At 70.9% G+C, this 14,530-nt stretch carries 14 protein-coding genes; 7 read left to right on the forward strand and 7 right to left on the reverse strand.

The features are described from left to right. Positions 1–23: 23 nt before the first annotated feature. Both HJD23_RS34125 and HJD23_RS34130 read left to right on the forward strand, forming a co-directional pair. On the forward strand, positions 24–248 hold the full coding sequence (locus HJD23_RS34125; protein ID WP_171113275.1) for a YiaA/YiaB family inner membrane protein: 225 nt from the start codon (positions 24–26) through the stop codon (positions 246–248). Positions 249–322: 74 nt separating this feature from the next. Beyond that, positions 323–967 carry a TetR/AcrR family transcriptional regulator gene (locus tag HJD23_RS34130; RefSeq protein ID WP_171113277.1) on the forward strand — a complete coding sequence of 215 codons (645 nt, stop codon included), beginning with the start codon at positions 323–325 and terminating at the stop codon, positions 965–967. 54 nt (positions 968–1,021) lie between these two features. Here HJD23_RS34130 and HJD23_RS34135 read toward each other — a convergent pair whose 3' ends face one another. After that, positions 1,022–1,483: a MaoC family dehydratase gene (locus tag HJD23_RS34135; RefSeq protein WP_171113279.1), complete on the reverse strand. Its 462-nt coding sequence runs from the start codon at positions 1,481–1,483 to the stop codon at positions 1,022–1,024. Positions 1,484–1,603: 120 nt separating this feature from the next. Between HJD23_RS34135 and soxR the strand changes: the two genes are divergently transcribed. Continuing rightward, on the forward strand, positions 1,604–2,071 hold the full coding sequence (gene soxR, locus HJD23_RS34140; RefSeq protein ID WP_171113281.1) for a redox-sensitive transcriptional activator SoxR: 468 nt from the start codon (positions 1,604–1,606) through the stop codon (positions 2,069–2,071). A 173-nt stretch (positions 2,072–2,244) separates the two neighbouring features. On the opposite strand, the gene HJD23_RS34145 is transcribed toward soxR, so the two are convergent. Both HJD23_RS34145 and HJD23_RS34150 read right to left on the reverse strand, forming a co-directional pair. After that, entirely contained in the window at positions 2,245–3,312 is a 1,068-nt protein-coding gene (locus HJD23_RS34145) for an RNA ligase (ATP) (RefSeq protein WP_171113283.1), read from the reverse strand. A 168-nt stretch (positions 3,313–3,480) separates the two neighbouring features. After that, positions 3,481–4,083 carry a hypothetical protein gene (locus HJD23_RS34150; RefSeq protein WP_171113285.1) on the reverse strand — a complete coding sequence of 201 codons (603 nt, stop codon included), beginning with the start codon at positions 4,081–4,083 and terminating at the stop codon, positions 3,481–3,483. A gap of 253 nt (positions 4,084–4,336) precedes the next feature. On the opposite strand from HJD23_RS34150, the gene HJD23_RS34155 reads away from it, so the two are divergent. Beyond that, a complete protein-coding gene (locus HJD23_RS34155; protein WP_171113287.1) occupies positions 4,337–7,135 on the forward strand; it encodes a penicillin acylase family protein in 2,799 nt (932 codons plus the stop codon). Between the two features lie 81 nt (positions 7,136–7,216). Here the strand turns inward: HJD23_RS34155 and HJD23_RS34160 are convergent, their stop codons facing one another. Further along, positions 7,217–8,455 (reverse strand): DUF1343 domain-containing protein, encoded by a 1,239-nt coding sequence (locus HJD23_RS34160; protein ID WP_171113290.1) that lies wholly within the window; start codon positions 8,453–8,455, stop codon positions 7,217–7,219. A gap of 198 nt (positions 8,456–8,653) precedes the next feature. Here HJD23_RS34160 and HJD23_RS34165 point away from each other — a divergent pair, with 198 nt between their 5' ends. The 3 genes from HJD23_RS34165 to HJD23_RS34175 are packed head-to-tail and all read left to right on the forward strand — an operon-like array spanning position 8,654 to position 11,702. After that, positions 8,654–9,418 carry an SDR family oxidoreductase gene (locus HJD23_RS34165; protein WP_171113292.1) on the forward strand — a complete coding sequence of 255 codons (765 nt, stop codon included), beginning with the start codon at positions 8,654–8,656 and terminating at the stop codon, positions 9,416–9,418. Then, the gene (locus HJD23_RS34170) at positions 9,415–11,082 is read left to right on the forward strand and encodes an AMP-binding protein (protein WP_171113294.1); all 1,668 of its coding nucleotides are present in this window, start codon (positions 9,415–9,417) and stop codon (positions 11,080–11,082) included. Before HJD23_RS34165 ends, HJD23_RS34170 begins: the two co-directional genes overlap by 4 nt. A gap of 26 nt (positions 11,083–11,108) precedes the next feature. Then, a complete protein-coding gene (locus HJD23_RS34175; protein ID WP_171113296.1) occupies positions 11,109–11,702 on the forward strand; it encodes a TetR/AcrR family transcriptional regulator in 594 nt (197 codons plus the stop codon). 6 nt (positions 11,703–11,708) lie between these two features. On the opposite strand, the gene HJD23_RS34180 is transcribed toward HJD23_RS34175, so the two are convergent. The 3 genes from HJD23_RS34180 to HJD23_RS34190 form a co-directional block, all read right to left on the reverse strand. Continuing rightward, positions 11,709–12,932: an acyl-CoA dehydrogenase family protein gene (locus HJD23_RS34180; RefSeq protein WP_171113298.1), complete on the reverse strand. Its 1,224-nt coding sequence runs from the start codon at positions 12,930–12,932 to the stop codon at positions 11,709–11,711. A 6-nt stretch (positions 12,933–12,938) separates the two neighbouring features. Continuing rightward, positions 12,939–13,961, reverse strand: coding sequence for a phosphotransferase family protein (locus HJD23_RS34185; protein ID WP_171113300.1), 1,023 nt, complete (start codon positions 13,959–13,961; stop codon positions 12,939–12,941). 206 nt (positions 13,962–14,167) lie between these two features. Continuing rightward, positions 14,168–14,464, reverse strand: a complete 297-nt coding sequence (locus HJD23_RS34190; protein WP_141311375.1) for a hypothetical protein — start codon at positions 14,462–14,464, stop codon at positions 14,168–14,170. Positions 14,465–14,530 lie beyond the last annotated feature (66 nt).

The following is a 14,530-nucleotide window of genomic DNA, read 5'->3' on the forward strand; positions in this document are numbered from 1 at the left end:
CACGCGCGCACATGCTGGTGGCCATGATTGACACACCGGTCAAGCAGCAGAACACGGCCGCCTTCTACGGACAGGCCGTCGCGTCGTTCGCCGTCGCCCTGGCCGCGACCGCCATCGGCATCTTCCAGCTGGACGCCGACCCCTGGGTGCGCGCCTTCCTCGGTATCGCCGTCCTCTATCTCGTCACGTCCGCCTTCACCCTCGCCAAGGTCATCCGGGACCGGCAGGAGGTGGGGCAGAAGTTCTGAGCGGCCTCGCTAAGCGCTCGCTCATTCTTCGGCGGTATGGTGGTGCCTCCGGCAGCGAGAGGGGCGAGCGAGCGATGAGTACGGCGGAGGAGACGGCCGGCGGCGAGATGCAGCCGTGGGCCGAGGTCACCCCTGAGGCGGCCCGGCGACTGCTGGTCGCCGCCGTGGAGGCCTTCGCCGAGCGCGGCTACCACGCCACGACGACCCGTGACATCGCGGGCCGCGCCGGGATGAGCCCGGCCGCGCTCTACATCCACTACAAGACCAAGGAAGAGCTGCTGCACCGCATCAGCAGGATCGGCCACGAGCGGGCCCTCGACATCCTGCGCACGGCGGCCCGCCGCGAGGGCACCGCGACCGAGCGGCTCGCCGACGCGGTGAGCTCCTTCGTCCGCTGGCACGCCGGGGGGCGTACCACCGCGCGTGTGGTGCAGTACGAGCTGGACTCCCTCGGGCCCGAGGCGCGCGCGGAGATCGTCGCGCTGCGCCGGCAGTGCGACGCCGAGGTGCGCGGCATCATCGAGGACGGCATCGCGGCGGGCGAGTTCGAGGTGCTCGACGTGCGGGGCACGACGCTCGCGGTGCTGTCGCTGTGCATCGACGTGGCCCGCTGGTTCAACATCGAGGGACCCTGGACGCCCGACGAGGTCGGCGCGCTGTACGCCGACCTCGTGCTGCGGATGGTGGGGGCGCAGAAGGCACCGGCGGCACGGAAATAGCCGCTCGGCGGTAAGCGCCGCTCAGCGACGGTGCCGCTCGGCGGTGTGTGCCGCTCAGAGGTAGTACCGCGACACCGACTCGGCCACGCACACCGGCTTGTCCCCGCCCTCGCGCTCCACCGTGAACGCGACGCTCACCTGGACGCCGCCGGTCACGTCCTCGACTCCGGTGATCCGCGCGGTGGCGCGCAGCCGGGAGCCGACCGGGACGGGGGCGGGGAAACGGACCTTGTTGGTGCCGTAGTTGACGCCCATCTGCATGCCCTCGACGCCGATCAGCTGCGGTCCGAAGAGCGGCAGCAGGGAGAGCGTGAGGTAGCCGTGCGCGATCGTCGTGCCGAAGGGGCCCGCTGCGGCCTTCTCCGGGTCGACGTGGATCCACTGGTGGTCACCGGTGGCCTCGGCGAACAGATCGATCCGCTTCTGGTCGATCTCCAGCCAGTCGGTGTACCCCAGCTGCTCGCCCACCGCCGCCTTCAGCTCGTCGACGGATGTGAAGATCCTCGGCTCTGCCATGTCCCGGCCTTTCGCGTAGCGAAGTCAGATGCCTATGTCTAAGCAACTGCTTAGCATGGTAGGGGTGCGGGCCCCTGTCAACGGACCGGGCCCCGGCAGGGACTCGGTAGGCTTCGAGGGGTGCCCCAGATTCACGAGAAGATCCACGAGCTCACGGTCGGCCAGCTCGCCGCCCGCAGCGGCGCCGCCGTCTCGGCCCTGCACTTCTACGAGGGCAAGGGCCTGATCAGCAGCCGTCGCACCGCGGGCAACCAGCGCCGCTACTCCCGTGACACGCTGCGCCGCGTCGCCTTCATCCGGGCCGCCCAGCGGGTCGGCATCCCGCTGGCCACGGTCCGTGAGGCGCTCGCCGAGCTGCCCGAGGAGCGCACGCCCACCCGGGACGACTGGGCGCGCCTGTCGGAGGCCTGGCGTTCGGAGCTGGACCAGCGGATCAAGCAGCTCAACCGGCTGCGCGACCACCTCACGGACTGCATCGGCTGCGGCTGCCTCTCCCTGGACACCTGCGTCCTGTCCAACCCCGACGACGCCTTCGGCGAACGCCTGGCGGGCTCGCGCCTGCTGGTGGAACGCCCGAACGCCGGATAGCCGCGGCGCCGAGCAGACGGGAGCAGGAGCCGTGGGAATGCCGTGCGCGAGGGGTGGTTGCGCGGCGACGCGCGCTGCCGCACCCACCCGGCGCCCGCCGCAGGCGGCCGCGGGCGGTAACCCGTAGCGCCGGGGGTTGCCCATCAGCGTCTCACCGGCACCGCCCCCGGCGATCACTCGTACTCGGTCCCGCCCTTCCGCGTCAGATACGCCGGGCTCACCGCCTTCGCGATCGCCCGCCCCCCGGTCACCGGGCTGTACCGCTCCACGGCCGGACGTATCACCACGCCCTCCCGCAGATGCAGCTCCCGCCCGGACACGGTCTCGCGGCCCGAGGCGAACTCCCGTACCCGTTCGATGTCGTACGCTCCGGCGAACAGCCGCGGTACCAACGGCAGCTCCCCGCCGAGCAGTTCCGCCGCGTCCAGCCACCGCACCTGCCCGTCGATCTCCGCTGACACGTCGAACACCGCGTACCCCAGCGTGTCGCGTCGCCCGTCCGCGCCGTACGTCAGGTCCTGCACCCCCGCGCCGTACACCTCACCGAAGATGCCGACCCGCCGCGCCCCCAGTCGCTCGGCGAGCCGCGCCGCGACCTCGGCGACGCCGTGCCCGCGCACCGCGCGCCAGTACAGATTGCGCGGGTCCTCCTGCAGCGCCAGCGACTTCGCCCCGAAGCCCTTGGAGGAGACGAACACCCGGTCCGCGTCGGCGAGATACGTCACCAGGCACGCCGAACCGTGCAGCTTCTCGGTCAGTACCACGGGCTCACCGGGCGTGAAGATGTCCGGGTAGCGCTGGATGTTCTCGATGTCGACCCAGGGCAGCAGGTCGGGCGCGGACTCGATGTCGCCGTTCATCGTGGGCGGTATCGGCGGCACCCACTTGGTGATGCCCAGCAGCTCCGCGAAGTCGGTCCCGTCCGCCGCGGCAGCCGCCAGGTCGACGTCCGCCAGCGCCTTCGGCCGGCACACGATGCCCTGCGACAGCTCCCCGCGCAGCCGTACCGCCTTGACCCGGTCGGACTTGCCGCCCGCCAGTCGTCCGGTCAGCCCCAGCTCCTCGATCAGTTCGGCCGGGAGCACGGCCTGTTCCGGGATGTAGACAGCGGCATCGCCGGTGCGGTACGCGCCCTTGGCGACGACGGCTCGGTACAGGCCCACCTGGGCCAGGTCGAGCGCATCGGCGTTCGGATGCTCGTGGACGGTCAGCACTTCGGCGGTGACGCGCAGCGTCGACATGCGGGGACTCCTCGGTTGCTCAGCTGGGTGCTCTCATCGCCACCAACTGTCCGCAACCGAAAAGGGTGGTGCGACCGGATTACCGGCTGCTACGGTCCGCTGGGCGCCCGGCCCGCGCCGTCGGGATCGGGAGCGGCGCGGCATCCCCTTCGCACCGCCCCCCATGAACTAGGCGGACATCAGCAGCCGTTCGCGCCTGGCGTATGCCAGGGCCTCGGGGGTGAGCACGGGGCGCGGGACGAGGATTCCGCAGTCCGTGCAGACCGGGCCCGACGAGGGCTCGTGGTCCAGGTCGTACTGCCACACCAGGCGCTCCCCGTCACAGACGGGGCACGCCGATCCCGGCTCGCGCTCCAGCGCGGCGATCAGCCGCCGCAGCACCTCCGCCAGCGGCTCGTCCGGGTGCACCTCGGGGTCGTCGCACCAGGCGACCCCGAACCCGCCCCAGGTCAGCCGGTGCCAGTCGTCCACCGTGCCCGGTCGGCGCAGCCCGTCGTGCTTCTCCTTCTTGCGGCGCTCGGCGAACTCGACCTCATAGGCCAGCCACACCGCCCGCGCCTCCTCCAGCTCCTCCAACGCGGCCACGAGCCGCGCCGGATCAGGAGAACGGTCCTCCGGGCCGAACCCGGCCCGGGTGCACAAGTGGTCCCACGTCGCCCGGTGCCCGTAGGGGGCGAACCGCTCAAGGCACTTGCGCAGCGAATAGCGCCGCAGCGCCAGATCGCACCGGGGGTCGCGTACCTGTCTCGCCAGACTCCGGAAACCGGCCATCGCCCTGCACCTCCGTCACACCTGCACCTGTACTTCGGTCACTTCGGCGTCGTCGTACGGACGTCGCCGAATAGACGTATCGACCAGCGATTCGGCTCCATCCGATGTCCTCCGTCGTCCTTCGTTGTCCTCTCGTGGGACGACGACCGTCCTCGGTCGGTCCGTGCGACCCATGAAAGTGACGCATGTTCATCTTCAAAGTCGGGGATACCGGCGGTAACGTCCGGCCCACCCCGTGTCGGGAGGAGCTGCCATGCCACGGCGCACCCCACGTAACGCGCTAGACAGACTGAGAACTCCCCACAGATCCCTCGGGTTCCTGAAGACCGCTTCCGTATGCGTCCTGATTGCCGGTCTTTTGTCCCCGCTTTCCCCAGCGGTGGCCGCTACGGCCGCCCCGGCCGCCGAAGCGGCGGTGGTCGACGACCACTGCGGCGGCCAGTGTTCGGACATCCTGCCGCCCGGCCAGAACGGCAATGCCACCCTCGCCCAGATCCTGCTCCACCAGGTCTTCGGCACCCGGCCCGCGCACGCCGACGACCAGCTCGGCCCGTACGCGAAACTGGCCACCGGGTACTCCGCCCTCACCGACGCCACGATCAGCACCTTCTTCAACGACGCGTCCTTCGGGGTCCCCGCCGACCAGGTGGCCTCCACCGTCCGGCCGGCCGGGCGCAGCGATGTGACGATCGTCCGCGACAAGAAGACGGGCGTACCGCACATCACCGGTACCACTCGATACGGCACGGAGTTCGGCGCCGGCTATGCGGCCGCCGAGGACCGGCTGTGGCTGATGGACGTCTTCCGCCACGTCGGACGCGGACAGCTGACCTCCTTCGCGGGCGGTGCCCCCGCCAACCAGGGCCTGGAGCAGCAGTTCTGGCGCGGCGCGCCCTACACCGAGGCCGACCTCCAGGCACAGATCGACAACGCCGTCGCCGCGCACGGCGAGCGCGGCCGGCTGGCACTGGCCGACGTCAACGCCTACGTCGACGGCATCAACGCCTATATCGACGCCTCCGACAGTGGCCGCTACTTCCCCGGCGAGTACGTCCTGACCGGCCACAAGGACTCCATCACCAACGCCGGCACCATCGAGAAGTTCAGGCCCACCGACCTGGTCGCGCTGGCCTCCGTGGTCGGCGCGCTGTTCGGCGCGGGCGGCGGAGGCGAGGTCAACAACGCGCTCTCGCTGCTCGCCGCGCAGTCCAAGTACGGCGTGGCGGAGGGCACCAGGGTGTGGGAGTCCTTCCGGATGCGCAACGACCCCGAGGCCGTCCTCACCGTCCACGACGGCAGCTATCCGTACGGCCAGAAGCCCGCCGACCCGCAGGGCGCGGCCCTGCCCGACGCCGGTTCGGTGACCCAGGAACAGCTGGTGTACGACCGTACGGGCAGCGCGGCTTCCGCAAGCGCCACGGACGCCTCGGCCGACGCCGCCGCGGACGCCGTCACCTCCGCCCGGCGCGGGATGTCCAACGCGCTGGTGGTGAGCGGCGAGCACACCGCGAGCGGCCACCCGATCGCCGTCTTCGGCCCGCAGACCGGCTACTTCGCCCCGCAGCTGCTGATGCTCCAGGAGATCCAGGGGCCCGGCATCAGCGCCCGCGGCGCCTCCTTCGCGGGCCTGAGCTTCTACGTCGAACTGGGCCGGGGCCAGGACTACGCCTGGAGCGCGACCACCTCCGGCCAGGACATCATCGACACCTACGCCGTCGAGCTCTGCCAGGACGACTACCACTACCTCTACCGCGGCACCTGCACGCCGATGGAGAAGGTCGAGCAGAAGAACGCCTGGAAGCCGACCGTCGCCGACGGCACGGCGGCCGGTTCGTACACGATGCGGGCGTGGCGGACGAAGTACGGCCCCGTCACGCACCGCGCGACCGTCGGCGGCAAGAAGGTCGCCTACACCACCCTGCGCTCGTCCTTCCTGCACGAGGCCGACTCGATCATCGGCTTCCAGATGCTGAACGACCCGGACTACGTGACCGGCCCCGAGAGCTTCCAGAGGGCGGTGCAGAACATCAACTACACCTTCAACTGGTTCTACGCCGACTCCGAGCACACCGCGTACTACAACAGCGGCGACAACCCGGTCCGCGCGGCCGGCGTCGACGCGGAGTTCCCGGTCTGGGCGCGCCCGGCGTACGAGTGGCGGAACTGGAACCCGGACACCAACACCGCCTCCTACACCCCGCCGTCCCAGCATCCGAACTCGATCGACCAGGACTACTACATCTCCTGGAACAACAAGCAGGCCGAGGACTACACGGCCGCGCCCTGGGGCAACGGGTCGGTGCACCGCGGCAATCTGCTGGACGACCGGGTGCGGAAACTCGTCGAGGCCGGTGGCGTGACACGGGCCTCGCTGGTGAAGGCCATGGCCGAGGCGGGGCTCGCCGACCTGCGGGCGGAGGACGTCCTGCCGAAGCTGCTGAAGGTGATCAATAGTTCGCCGGTGACGGACCCGACGGCCGCGGCGGCCGTGAGCAAGCTGTCGGCGTGGGTGTCGGCGGGATCCCGGCGAACGGAGACCTCGGCGGGTTCGAAGACGTACGCCCACGCCGACGCGATCCGCATCCTGGACGCCTGGTGGCCGCTGCTGGTCAAGGCCGAGTTCGAACCCGGCCTGGGCAGCGACCTCTTCTCCGCGATCACCGCCAACCTGCCGGTCGACGAGTCCCCTTCCGCCGCCCACGGCCCGACCGGCTCGCACGCCGGAAGCGCCTTCCAGTACGGGTGGTGGAGCTATGTCGACAAGGACATCCGTACGGTGCTCGGTGAGCAGGTCCAGGGGCCGCTCGCCCGCACCTACTGCGGCGACGGCAGCCTCAGCGCCTGCCGGGACACGCTGATCAGCACCCTGAAGGAGGCCGCCGGGCGGACCGCAGCCCAGGTCTACCCCGGCGACGACCAGTGCGCGGCGGGCGACCAGTGGTGCGCCGACTCGGTCATCCACCGCGCGCTGGGCGGGATCGGCCACGGAAAGATCAGCTGGCAGAACCGGCCGACGTACCAGCAGGTCGTGGAGTTCACGTCCCACAGGTGAGCCGGTTTTCCACGCATAGGTGATCTCTCATGCGGCGGCGGGCCTGCCGATGCGGCCCGCCGCCAGGTCATGGCACGCGGCTCAGCGGTAGAGGAGGTAGTGCCTCCGCATCTTCCGGAACGCCGCCAGCTCCTGCTGCCAGCCCGTCACCACCTCGTCGGTGGACGCCCCGGCGTCGATCATCGTGCGGACGAGGGTGGAGCCGGTGAGCTTGTCGATCCAGTTGTCGGAGCGCCAGGTGAAGCCGCTCCAGGTCTGCTTGGCGGTGATCAGGAGGCCGATGCCGGTGCGGACCGGGTCGAACGCCGCCCTGTCGTGCACATGGAGTTGTACGCCGCCGATGGTCTTGCCCTGGAACTTGGAGAAGGTGGGCGCGAAGTACGCCTCCCTGAAGTGCACACCGGGCAGGGCGAGTTCGTTCGCGGCCGCCGCCCACCTCCGGTCGATGCCCTCCGCGCCGAGCAGTTCGAAGGGGCGGGTGGTGCCCCGGCCCTCGGAGAGGTTGGTGCCCTCGAACAGACACGTGCCCGGGTACACCACAGCGGTGTCCGGCGTCGGCATGTTGGGGCTCGGCGGCACCCACGGCAGGCCGGAGGCGTCGTAGAAGTCCGACCGCCGCCACCCGGTCATGCGTACGGTGTCCAGGGGCACCGGCGCGGTCAGGAACTCCTCGTTGAACAGCAGCGCCAGCTCCGCGACCGTCATGCCGTGCGCCTGCGAGATCGGCTCCCGGCCGACGAACGTGGCGAACTCCTTGTGCAGCACCGGCCCTTCGGCCGATCTGCCGGTCACCGGGTTCGGCCGGTCCAGCACGACGACGCGCTTGCCCGCGAGCCGGGCCGCCTCCATGCAGTCGTACAGGGTCCAGATGTACGTGTAGAAGCGTGCGCCCACGTCCTGGATGTCGAAGACGATCGTGTCCACGCCGGACGCCGTGAAGATGTCGGCCAGCGGCTGGCCGCTCTTGCCGTACGTGTCGTAGACGGGCAGGCCGGTCGCCGGGTCGTCGTAGCGGCCCTCGGAGCCGCCCGCCTGCGCGGTGCCGCGGAAGCCGTGCTCCGGGCCGAAGACGGCGGTGAGGTTCACGCGGTCGTCGGCGTGCATCACGTCGACGATGTGGCGTACGTCCCTGGTGATGCCGGTGGGGTTGGTGACGATTCCGACGCGGTCGCCGTGGAGGAGGGCATAGCCTTGGGCAGCGAGGCGCTCGAAGCCCGTGCGGAGTTGCCTGCGGCGCTCGGCCGCGATGGCTTGGCTTGCTGCCGGCAGGGATGCTGTGGCCGTTGTCGCTGCGAGCAGGGCCCGTCTGGATAGGCGCATGGGGTGCACGTTATTGCTCCCGCGGGTTGTGTGGAAGGCGCGGGCCGTCTGTGGCTGGTCGCGCCCACGCGGCGGAGCCGCACATCGACACAGCCCCGCGCCCCTGAGGGCGTTGCCCCACCCTTCCCTTGCTACATACCGACCGGTTAGTCTGGCCGCCGGGGTCGGAGCCGAGCCGTGGCGTGTCGAAGGAGGCCGATGGTGGGAGCCGTGCAGGGTGCCGGAGTGGTCGTCACCGGGGCAGGGGGCGGGATCGGGGCCGCGCTGGCCCGCCGGTTCGCCGCCGAGGGCGGCCGGGTCGTCGTGAACGACCTGGACGCGGACAAGGCTAGGGCCGTCGCCGACGAGATCGGCGGCATCGCCGTACCCGGCGACGCCTCCGCGATCGTCGCCGAGGCCAAGGACGCGCTCGGCGGGGTCGTGGACGTCTACTGCGCCAACGCGGGGGTCGGCTCCGGCGGCTCCGAGGCGGCCCCCGAGGAGGTCTGGGCGCTGGCCTGGGACGTCAATGTGATGGCACACGTGCGTGCCGCCCAGGCGTTGCTCCCCGAGTGGCTGGAGCGCGGCAGCGGGCGGTTCGTGTCGACCGTGTCGGCCGCCGGGCTGCTCACCATGATCGGTGCCGCCCCCTACAGCGTCACCAAGCACGGCGCCTACGCCTTCGCCGAGTGGCTGTCCCTGACGTACCGCCACCGGGGTGTGAAGGTGCACGCCATCTGCCCGCAGGGCGTGCGCACCGACATGCTCGCCGCCACCGGCAGCGCGGGCGACCTGGTGCTGGTGCCGACCGCGGTCGAGCCCGAGGACGTGGCGGACGCGCTGTTCAAGGGGATCGAGGAGGACCGGTTCCTGATCCTGCCGCACCCCGAGGTCGCCGGGTACTACCAGGCGAGGGCCGCAGATCCGGACCGCTGGCTGACGAACATGAACCACCTCCAGCAGAAGTGGGAGGCGGCCCAGTGACCGGCTCCCGGTATGCCGCCAAGCCCTGGCTGGCACTGCTCGACGAGGCCCAGCGGGCCCCGATCAGCCCCGACGCCTCGCTGGTGCACGCCCTGCGCCGGGTCGCCGCCGAGGCGCCGCAGCGGACGTTCCTCGCCTACTTCGACGGGCGGTTGAGCTATCGCGAGGTCGACGAGCTGAGCGACTCCGTAGCCGGGCACCTGGCCGCGCGGGGCGTGCGGCGGGGAGACCGGGTCGCCGTGCTGCTGCAGAACTCGCCGCACTTCGTGCTCGCCGTGCTGGGCGCCTGGAAGGCGGGCGCGGTGGTCGTGCCGGTCAACCCGATGTACAAGTCGGGGGAGGTCCGCCATGTGCTGCGGGACGGCGAGGTGGCCGCGCTGATCTGCTCCGACCGGGCCTGGGAGTCGTATCTGCGCGAGACGGCGGCGGACTCGCCGGTGCGGATCGTGCTCACCGCCTGTGAGTTGGACTTCCAAACCCGGGGCGACGTGCGCGTGCTGACCTTCGAGCGGTCGGCGCAGGCCCAGGACGCCGACGACCTGACCGCCGTCGCCCGGGCGGGCAACAAGGCGCCGGAGGGCCGCGCGCCGGGCCCGGACGACATCGCGCTGATCAGCTACACGTCCGGCACCAGCGGCACTCCCAAGGGCGCCACCAACACCCACGGCAACATCATGTACAACGCCGAGCGGCAGCGGACCGGGCTGGGGCTGCCCGAGGCGCCGGTGTACTTCGCGATGGCGCCGCTGTTCCACATCACCGGGATGGTCTGCCAGTTCGGGGCGTGTCTGAACAGCGCGGGCACGCTGGTGCTGGCGTACCGCTTCGAGGCGGGGGCCGTGCTGGACGCGTTCGCCGAGCACCGGCCGCACTACACGGTCGGGCCGTCGACCGCCTTCATGGCGCTGGCCGCCCATCCGTCGGTCACCCCGGACCACTTCTCGTCCTTCCGGATCATCTCCTCCGGCGGCGCTCCGCTGCCGCCCGCGCTGGTGGAGAAGTTCCGGGCCGGGTTCGGGCCGTACATCCGCAACGGCTACGGGCTCACCGAGTGCACCGCGCCCTGCGCCTCCGTGCCGCCCGGCCGTGAGGCGCCCGTCGACCCGGCCTCGGGGACACTCGCCGTGGGCGTGCCCGGGCCCGACACCGTCGTGCGCATCGTCGACGACGAGGGCGCGGAGGTGCCGTTCGGGGAGCAGGGCGAGATCGTCGTCCGCGGGCCCCAGGTCGTGCCCGGCTACTGGCGCCTGCCCGAGGCCACCGCCGAGACCTTCCCCGGCGGTGAGCTGCGCACCGGGGACATCGGGTTCATGGACGCCGACGGGTGGCTGTACGTCGTCGACCGCAAGAAGGACATGATCAACGCGTCCGGCTTCAAGGTCTGGCCACGCGAGGTCGAGGACGTCCTCTACACCCATCCGGCGGTGCGCGAGGCGGCGGTCGTCGGGGTGCCCGACGGCTACCGGGGAGAGACCGTCAAGGCCTACATCAGCCTCCGTCCGGGGGCCGTGCCGGACCCGGACGAGCTCGCGGCGTACTGCAAGGAGAGACTGGCCGCCTACAAGTATCCGCGGCTGGTGGAGATCCTGCCCGACTTGCCGAAGACGGCGAGTGGGAAGATCCTCCGTCGGGAGTTGCGCTCCCGTTCTCACGAAGGTCAGTAGGACATCACGGAAGGCAGGTGGCGGCAGTGCCCAGGACGACGGACACGGACGGGACGCCTGTGCCGCAGCGGCTGCTGGCCGCCGCCACCCGGCTCTTCGCCGAGCAGGGCTACGACCGCACCTCGGTACAGGAGATCGTCGAGGCGGCCGGCGTCACCAAGGGGGCCCTGTATCACTACTTCGGCTCCAAGGACGACCTCCTGCACGAGGTGTACGCGCGCGTGCTGCGCCTCCAGCAGGAGCGGCTCGACGCGATCGCGGACGCCGACGAGCCGGTCGAGAAGCGGGTACGGGACGCCGCCGCCGACGTCGTGGTGACAACCATCGAGAACCTCGACGACGCGATGATCTTCTGGCGGTCCATGCACCAGCTGAGCCCGGAGAAGAACAAGCAGGTGCGCGCGGAACGCCGCCGCTACCACGAGCGGTTCCGCGCGCTCATCGAGGAGGGCCAGCGGGAGGGCGTGTTCTCCACGGCGACCCCGGCCGACCTGGTGGTGGACTACCACTTCGGCTCCATCCACCACCTGTCGACCTGGTACCGCCCCGACGGGCCGCTGAGCCCGCAGCAGGTCGCCGACCACCTGGCCGACCTGCTGCTGCGGGCCCTGCGGCCGTAGGGACTCCTACAGGTACTTCTTCAGCTCCCGCCGGGCCAGCGACCGCTGGTGCACCTCGTCGGGGCCGTCCGCGATCATCAGCGTACGTGCGCCCGCGTACAGCTCGGCCAGCGGGAAGTCCTGGCTCACGCCGCCCGCGCCGTGCAGCTGGATCGCCTTGTCGAGGATGCCGACGACCGCCCGCGGCGTGGCGATCTTGATCGCCTGGATCTCCGTGTGAGCCCCCTTGTTGCCGACGGTGTCCATCAGCCACGCCGTCTTCAGCACCAGCAGCCGCAGCTGCTCCACCGTCACCCGCGCGTCGGCGATCCAGTTGTGCACCACGCCCTGCTGGGCCAGCGCCTTGCCGAAGGCCGTGCGGGAGGCCGCCCGCCTGCACATCAGCTCGATCGCCCGCTCCGCCATGCCGATCAGCCGCATGCAGTGGTGGATCCGGCCGGGGCCGAGCCGGGCCTGGGCGATGGCGAAGCCGCCGCCCTCCTCGCCGATCAGGTTGGACACCGGCACACGCGCGTGGTCGAAGATCACCTCGGCGTGGCCGCCGTGGTAGTGGTCCTCGTAGCCGAAGACCTGCATCGCCCGTTCGACCGTCACGCCCGGGGTGTCGCGGGGGACCAGGACCATGGACTGCTGGCGGCGGATGTCCGGCCCGGCCGGGTCGGTCTTGCCCATCACGATGAAGACCTTGCAGTCCGGGTTCATCGCCCCGGAGATGTACCACTTGCGGCCGGTGATGACGTACTCGTCTGTGCCATCGGAGGCTCGCTCGATGTGCGTGGTGATGTTCGTGGCGTCCGAGGAGGCCACCTCCGGCTCGGTCATCGCGAACGCCGACCGGATCTCACCCGCCAGCAACGGCTCCAGCCACTGCTTCTTCTGTGCCTCGTCGCCGAACTGCGCGAGCACCTCCATGTTCCCGGTGTCCGGCGCGGCGCAGTTCGTCGCGGTGGGAGCCAGCTGCGGGGAGCGGCCGGTGATCTCGGCGAGCGGGGCGTACTGGAGGTTGGTGAGGCCGGCGCCGTACTCGGCGTCGGGCAGGAAGAGGTTCCACAGGCCCTGCCTGCGGGCCTCGGCCTTCAGCTCCTCGACGACCGGCGGGGTGTCCCACGGCGAGGCGAGCCGGGCCCGCTGCTCGTCGGCGACCGCCTCGGCCGGGTAGACGTACTCGTCCATGAAGGCGAGCAGTTTGGCGCGCAGCTCCTCGGTGCGCGCGTCGAACGCGAAGTCCATGGTCGCTCAGCCTTCCTGGAGAGTGGTCAGACCGTGCTCGATGAAGACGGGGACCAGGTCGCCGATGCGGTCGAAGCCGCGGCCGACCGTCTGGCCCAGGGTGTAGCGGTAGTGGATGCCCTCCAGGATCACGGCGAGCTTGAACCAGGCGAACGCCGTGTACCAGGAGACCGCGGACACATCGCGACCGGAGCGGGCGGCGTACCGCTCGATCAGCTCGGCCGGTGCCGGGTGGCCCGGGGCTTCGGCGGTGGTGGAGACGGGGGAGTCCGCCGTGCCGAGCGGGATGCTGTACATCACCAGCAGACCGAGGTCGGTCAGCGGGTCGCCCAGCGTGGACATCTCCCAGTCGAGGACCGCCGTGATCTTGTCGTCGGCACCGATGAGGACGTTGTCGAGGCGGTAGTCGCCGTGTACGACGGCCGGGGCGGGGGAGGTGGGCATGGCCCGGCCGAGGGCCGCGTGCAGTTCGTCGATGCCGGCCAGCTCGCGGTTGCGGGATGCGTCGAGCTGCTTGCCCCAGCGGCGCAGCTGGCGGTCCAGGAAGCCCTCGGGGCGGCCGAAGTCGGCGAGCCCGACCTCCTCGGGGTCCACGGCGTGCAGGTCGACGAGGGTGTCCACCAGGGACAGGATCACCTCGCGGGTGCGCTGGGGGCCGAGCGGGGCGAGCTGGTCCGCGGTGCGGTACGGGGTGCCTTCGGCGAACTCCATGACGTAGAACGGCGCTCCGAGCACCTCCTCGTCCTCGCACAGCAGCACCGCGCGCGGCACCGGGACGTTCGTCGGGCCGAGGGCGCTGATCACCCGGTGCTCGCGCTTCATGTCGTGCGCGGTGGCCAGGACGTGGCCGAGCGGGGGCCGGCGCACCACCCAGCGCGACACGCCGTCGGAGACCGCGTAGGTGAGGTTCGACCGTCCGCCCTCGATCAGCCGGCCGGTCAGCGGGCCGCGCACCAGACCGGGCCGCTCGCGGTCGAGCAGGCCGCGCAGCCGGACGGGATCGAGGCCTGGCGGGTGGTCGGAAGCCATCGTCGCTCCTACGGACGTGTGAACAGGACCCGACCAATGATGCCGACCGGTCGGTATGTCGTCCAGAGCGTCGGCCGAACGTGATCGGCGCCACGATATGCCGACAGCTCCCCGCGTGGGAGGCGGGGAGCTGTCAAGGCGGATCAGAGGGGGGACCATCGGTCGGTGCGACTGGTCTCAGTGGTCGTCTGGTCGGTCGTCTGGTCTCAGTGGTCGTCCCAGTGGCCCTCGTGCTCGGCGTGCCGGTGGCCGTCGTGGAGGTAGTCGACGTGGTCGCCGTGCTGCACCCGCATATGGCCGCAGTCCTCGCCGTGCTGGTGGTCGTGGCCTTCGTGGGCGGTGTGTGCCGAGGGCTCGCACTCGTCCCAGTGGTCGTCGTGTGCGCGGTGCAGGTGGCCGTCGTGCGCGTAGTCGATGTGGTCGCCGTGCGGTACCTCGGCGTGCCCGCAGGCCGGGCCGTGGGCGTGCGGGTGGGTGGCGTGTTCCTGGTGCAGGGTGGTCATGGCGTTCACCTTCGGGTGCGGGTGGTGGACGACCGACAGGCTGCCACGGGAAACGGGCGTATGCGG

The organism is Streptomyces sp. Z423-1, from assembly GCF_013009255.1.
Classification (GTDB): Bacteria; Actinomycetota; Actinomycetes; order Streptomycetales; family Streptomycetaceae; genus Streptomyces; species Streptomyces gossypiisoli.

Excerpts from the sequence above, each read along its gene's own strand:
- HJD23_RS34125 (WP_171113275.1), top strand. The coding sequence starts at position 24 with ATGATTGACACACCGGTCAAGCAGCAGAACACGGCCGCCTTCTACGGA.
- HJD23_RS34130 (WP_171113277.1), top strand. The coding sequence starts at position 323 with ATGAGTACGGCGGAGGAGACGGCCGGCGGCGAGATGCAGCCGTGGGCC.
- HJD23_RS34135 (WP_171113279.1), bottom strand. The coding sequence starts at position 1,483 with ATGGCAGAGCCGAGGATCTTCACATCCGTCGACGAGCTGAAGGCGGCG.
- HJD23_RS34145 (WP_171113283.1), bottom strand. The coding sequence starts at position 3,312 with ATGTCGACGCTGCGCGTCACCGCCGAAGTGCTGACCGTCCACGAGCAT.
- HJD23_RS34150 (WP_171113285.1), bottom strand. The coding sequence starts at position 4,083 with ATGGCCGGTTTCCGGAGTCTGGCGAGACAGGTACGCGACCCCCGGTGC.
- HJD23_RS34155 (WP_171113287.1), top strand. The coding sequence starts at position 4,337 with ATGCCACGGCGCACCCCACGTAACGCGCTAGACAGACTGAGAACTCCC.
- HJD23_RS34160 (WP_171113290.1), bottom strand. The coding sequence starts at position 8,455 with ATGCGCCTATCCAGACGGGCCCTGCTCGCAGCGACAACGGCCACAGCA.
- HJD23_RS34165 (WP_171113292.1), top strand. The coding sequence starts at position 8,654 with ATGGTGGGAGCCGTGCAGGGTGCCGGAGTGGTCGTCACCGGGGCAGGG.
- HJD23_RS34180 (WP_171113298.1), bottom strand. The coding sequence starts at position 12,932 with ATGGACTTCGCGTTCGACGCGCGCACCGAGGAGCTGCGCGCCAAACTG.
- HJD23_RS34185 (WP_171113300.1), bottom strand. The coding sequence starts at position 13,961 with ATGGCTTCCGACCACCCGCCAGGCCTCGATCCCGTCCGGCTGCGCGGC.
- HJD23_RS34190 (WP_141311375.1), bottom strand. The coding sequence starts at position 14,464 with ATGACCACCCTGCACCAGGAACACGCCACCCACCCGCACGCCCACGGC.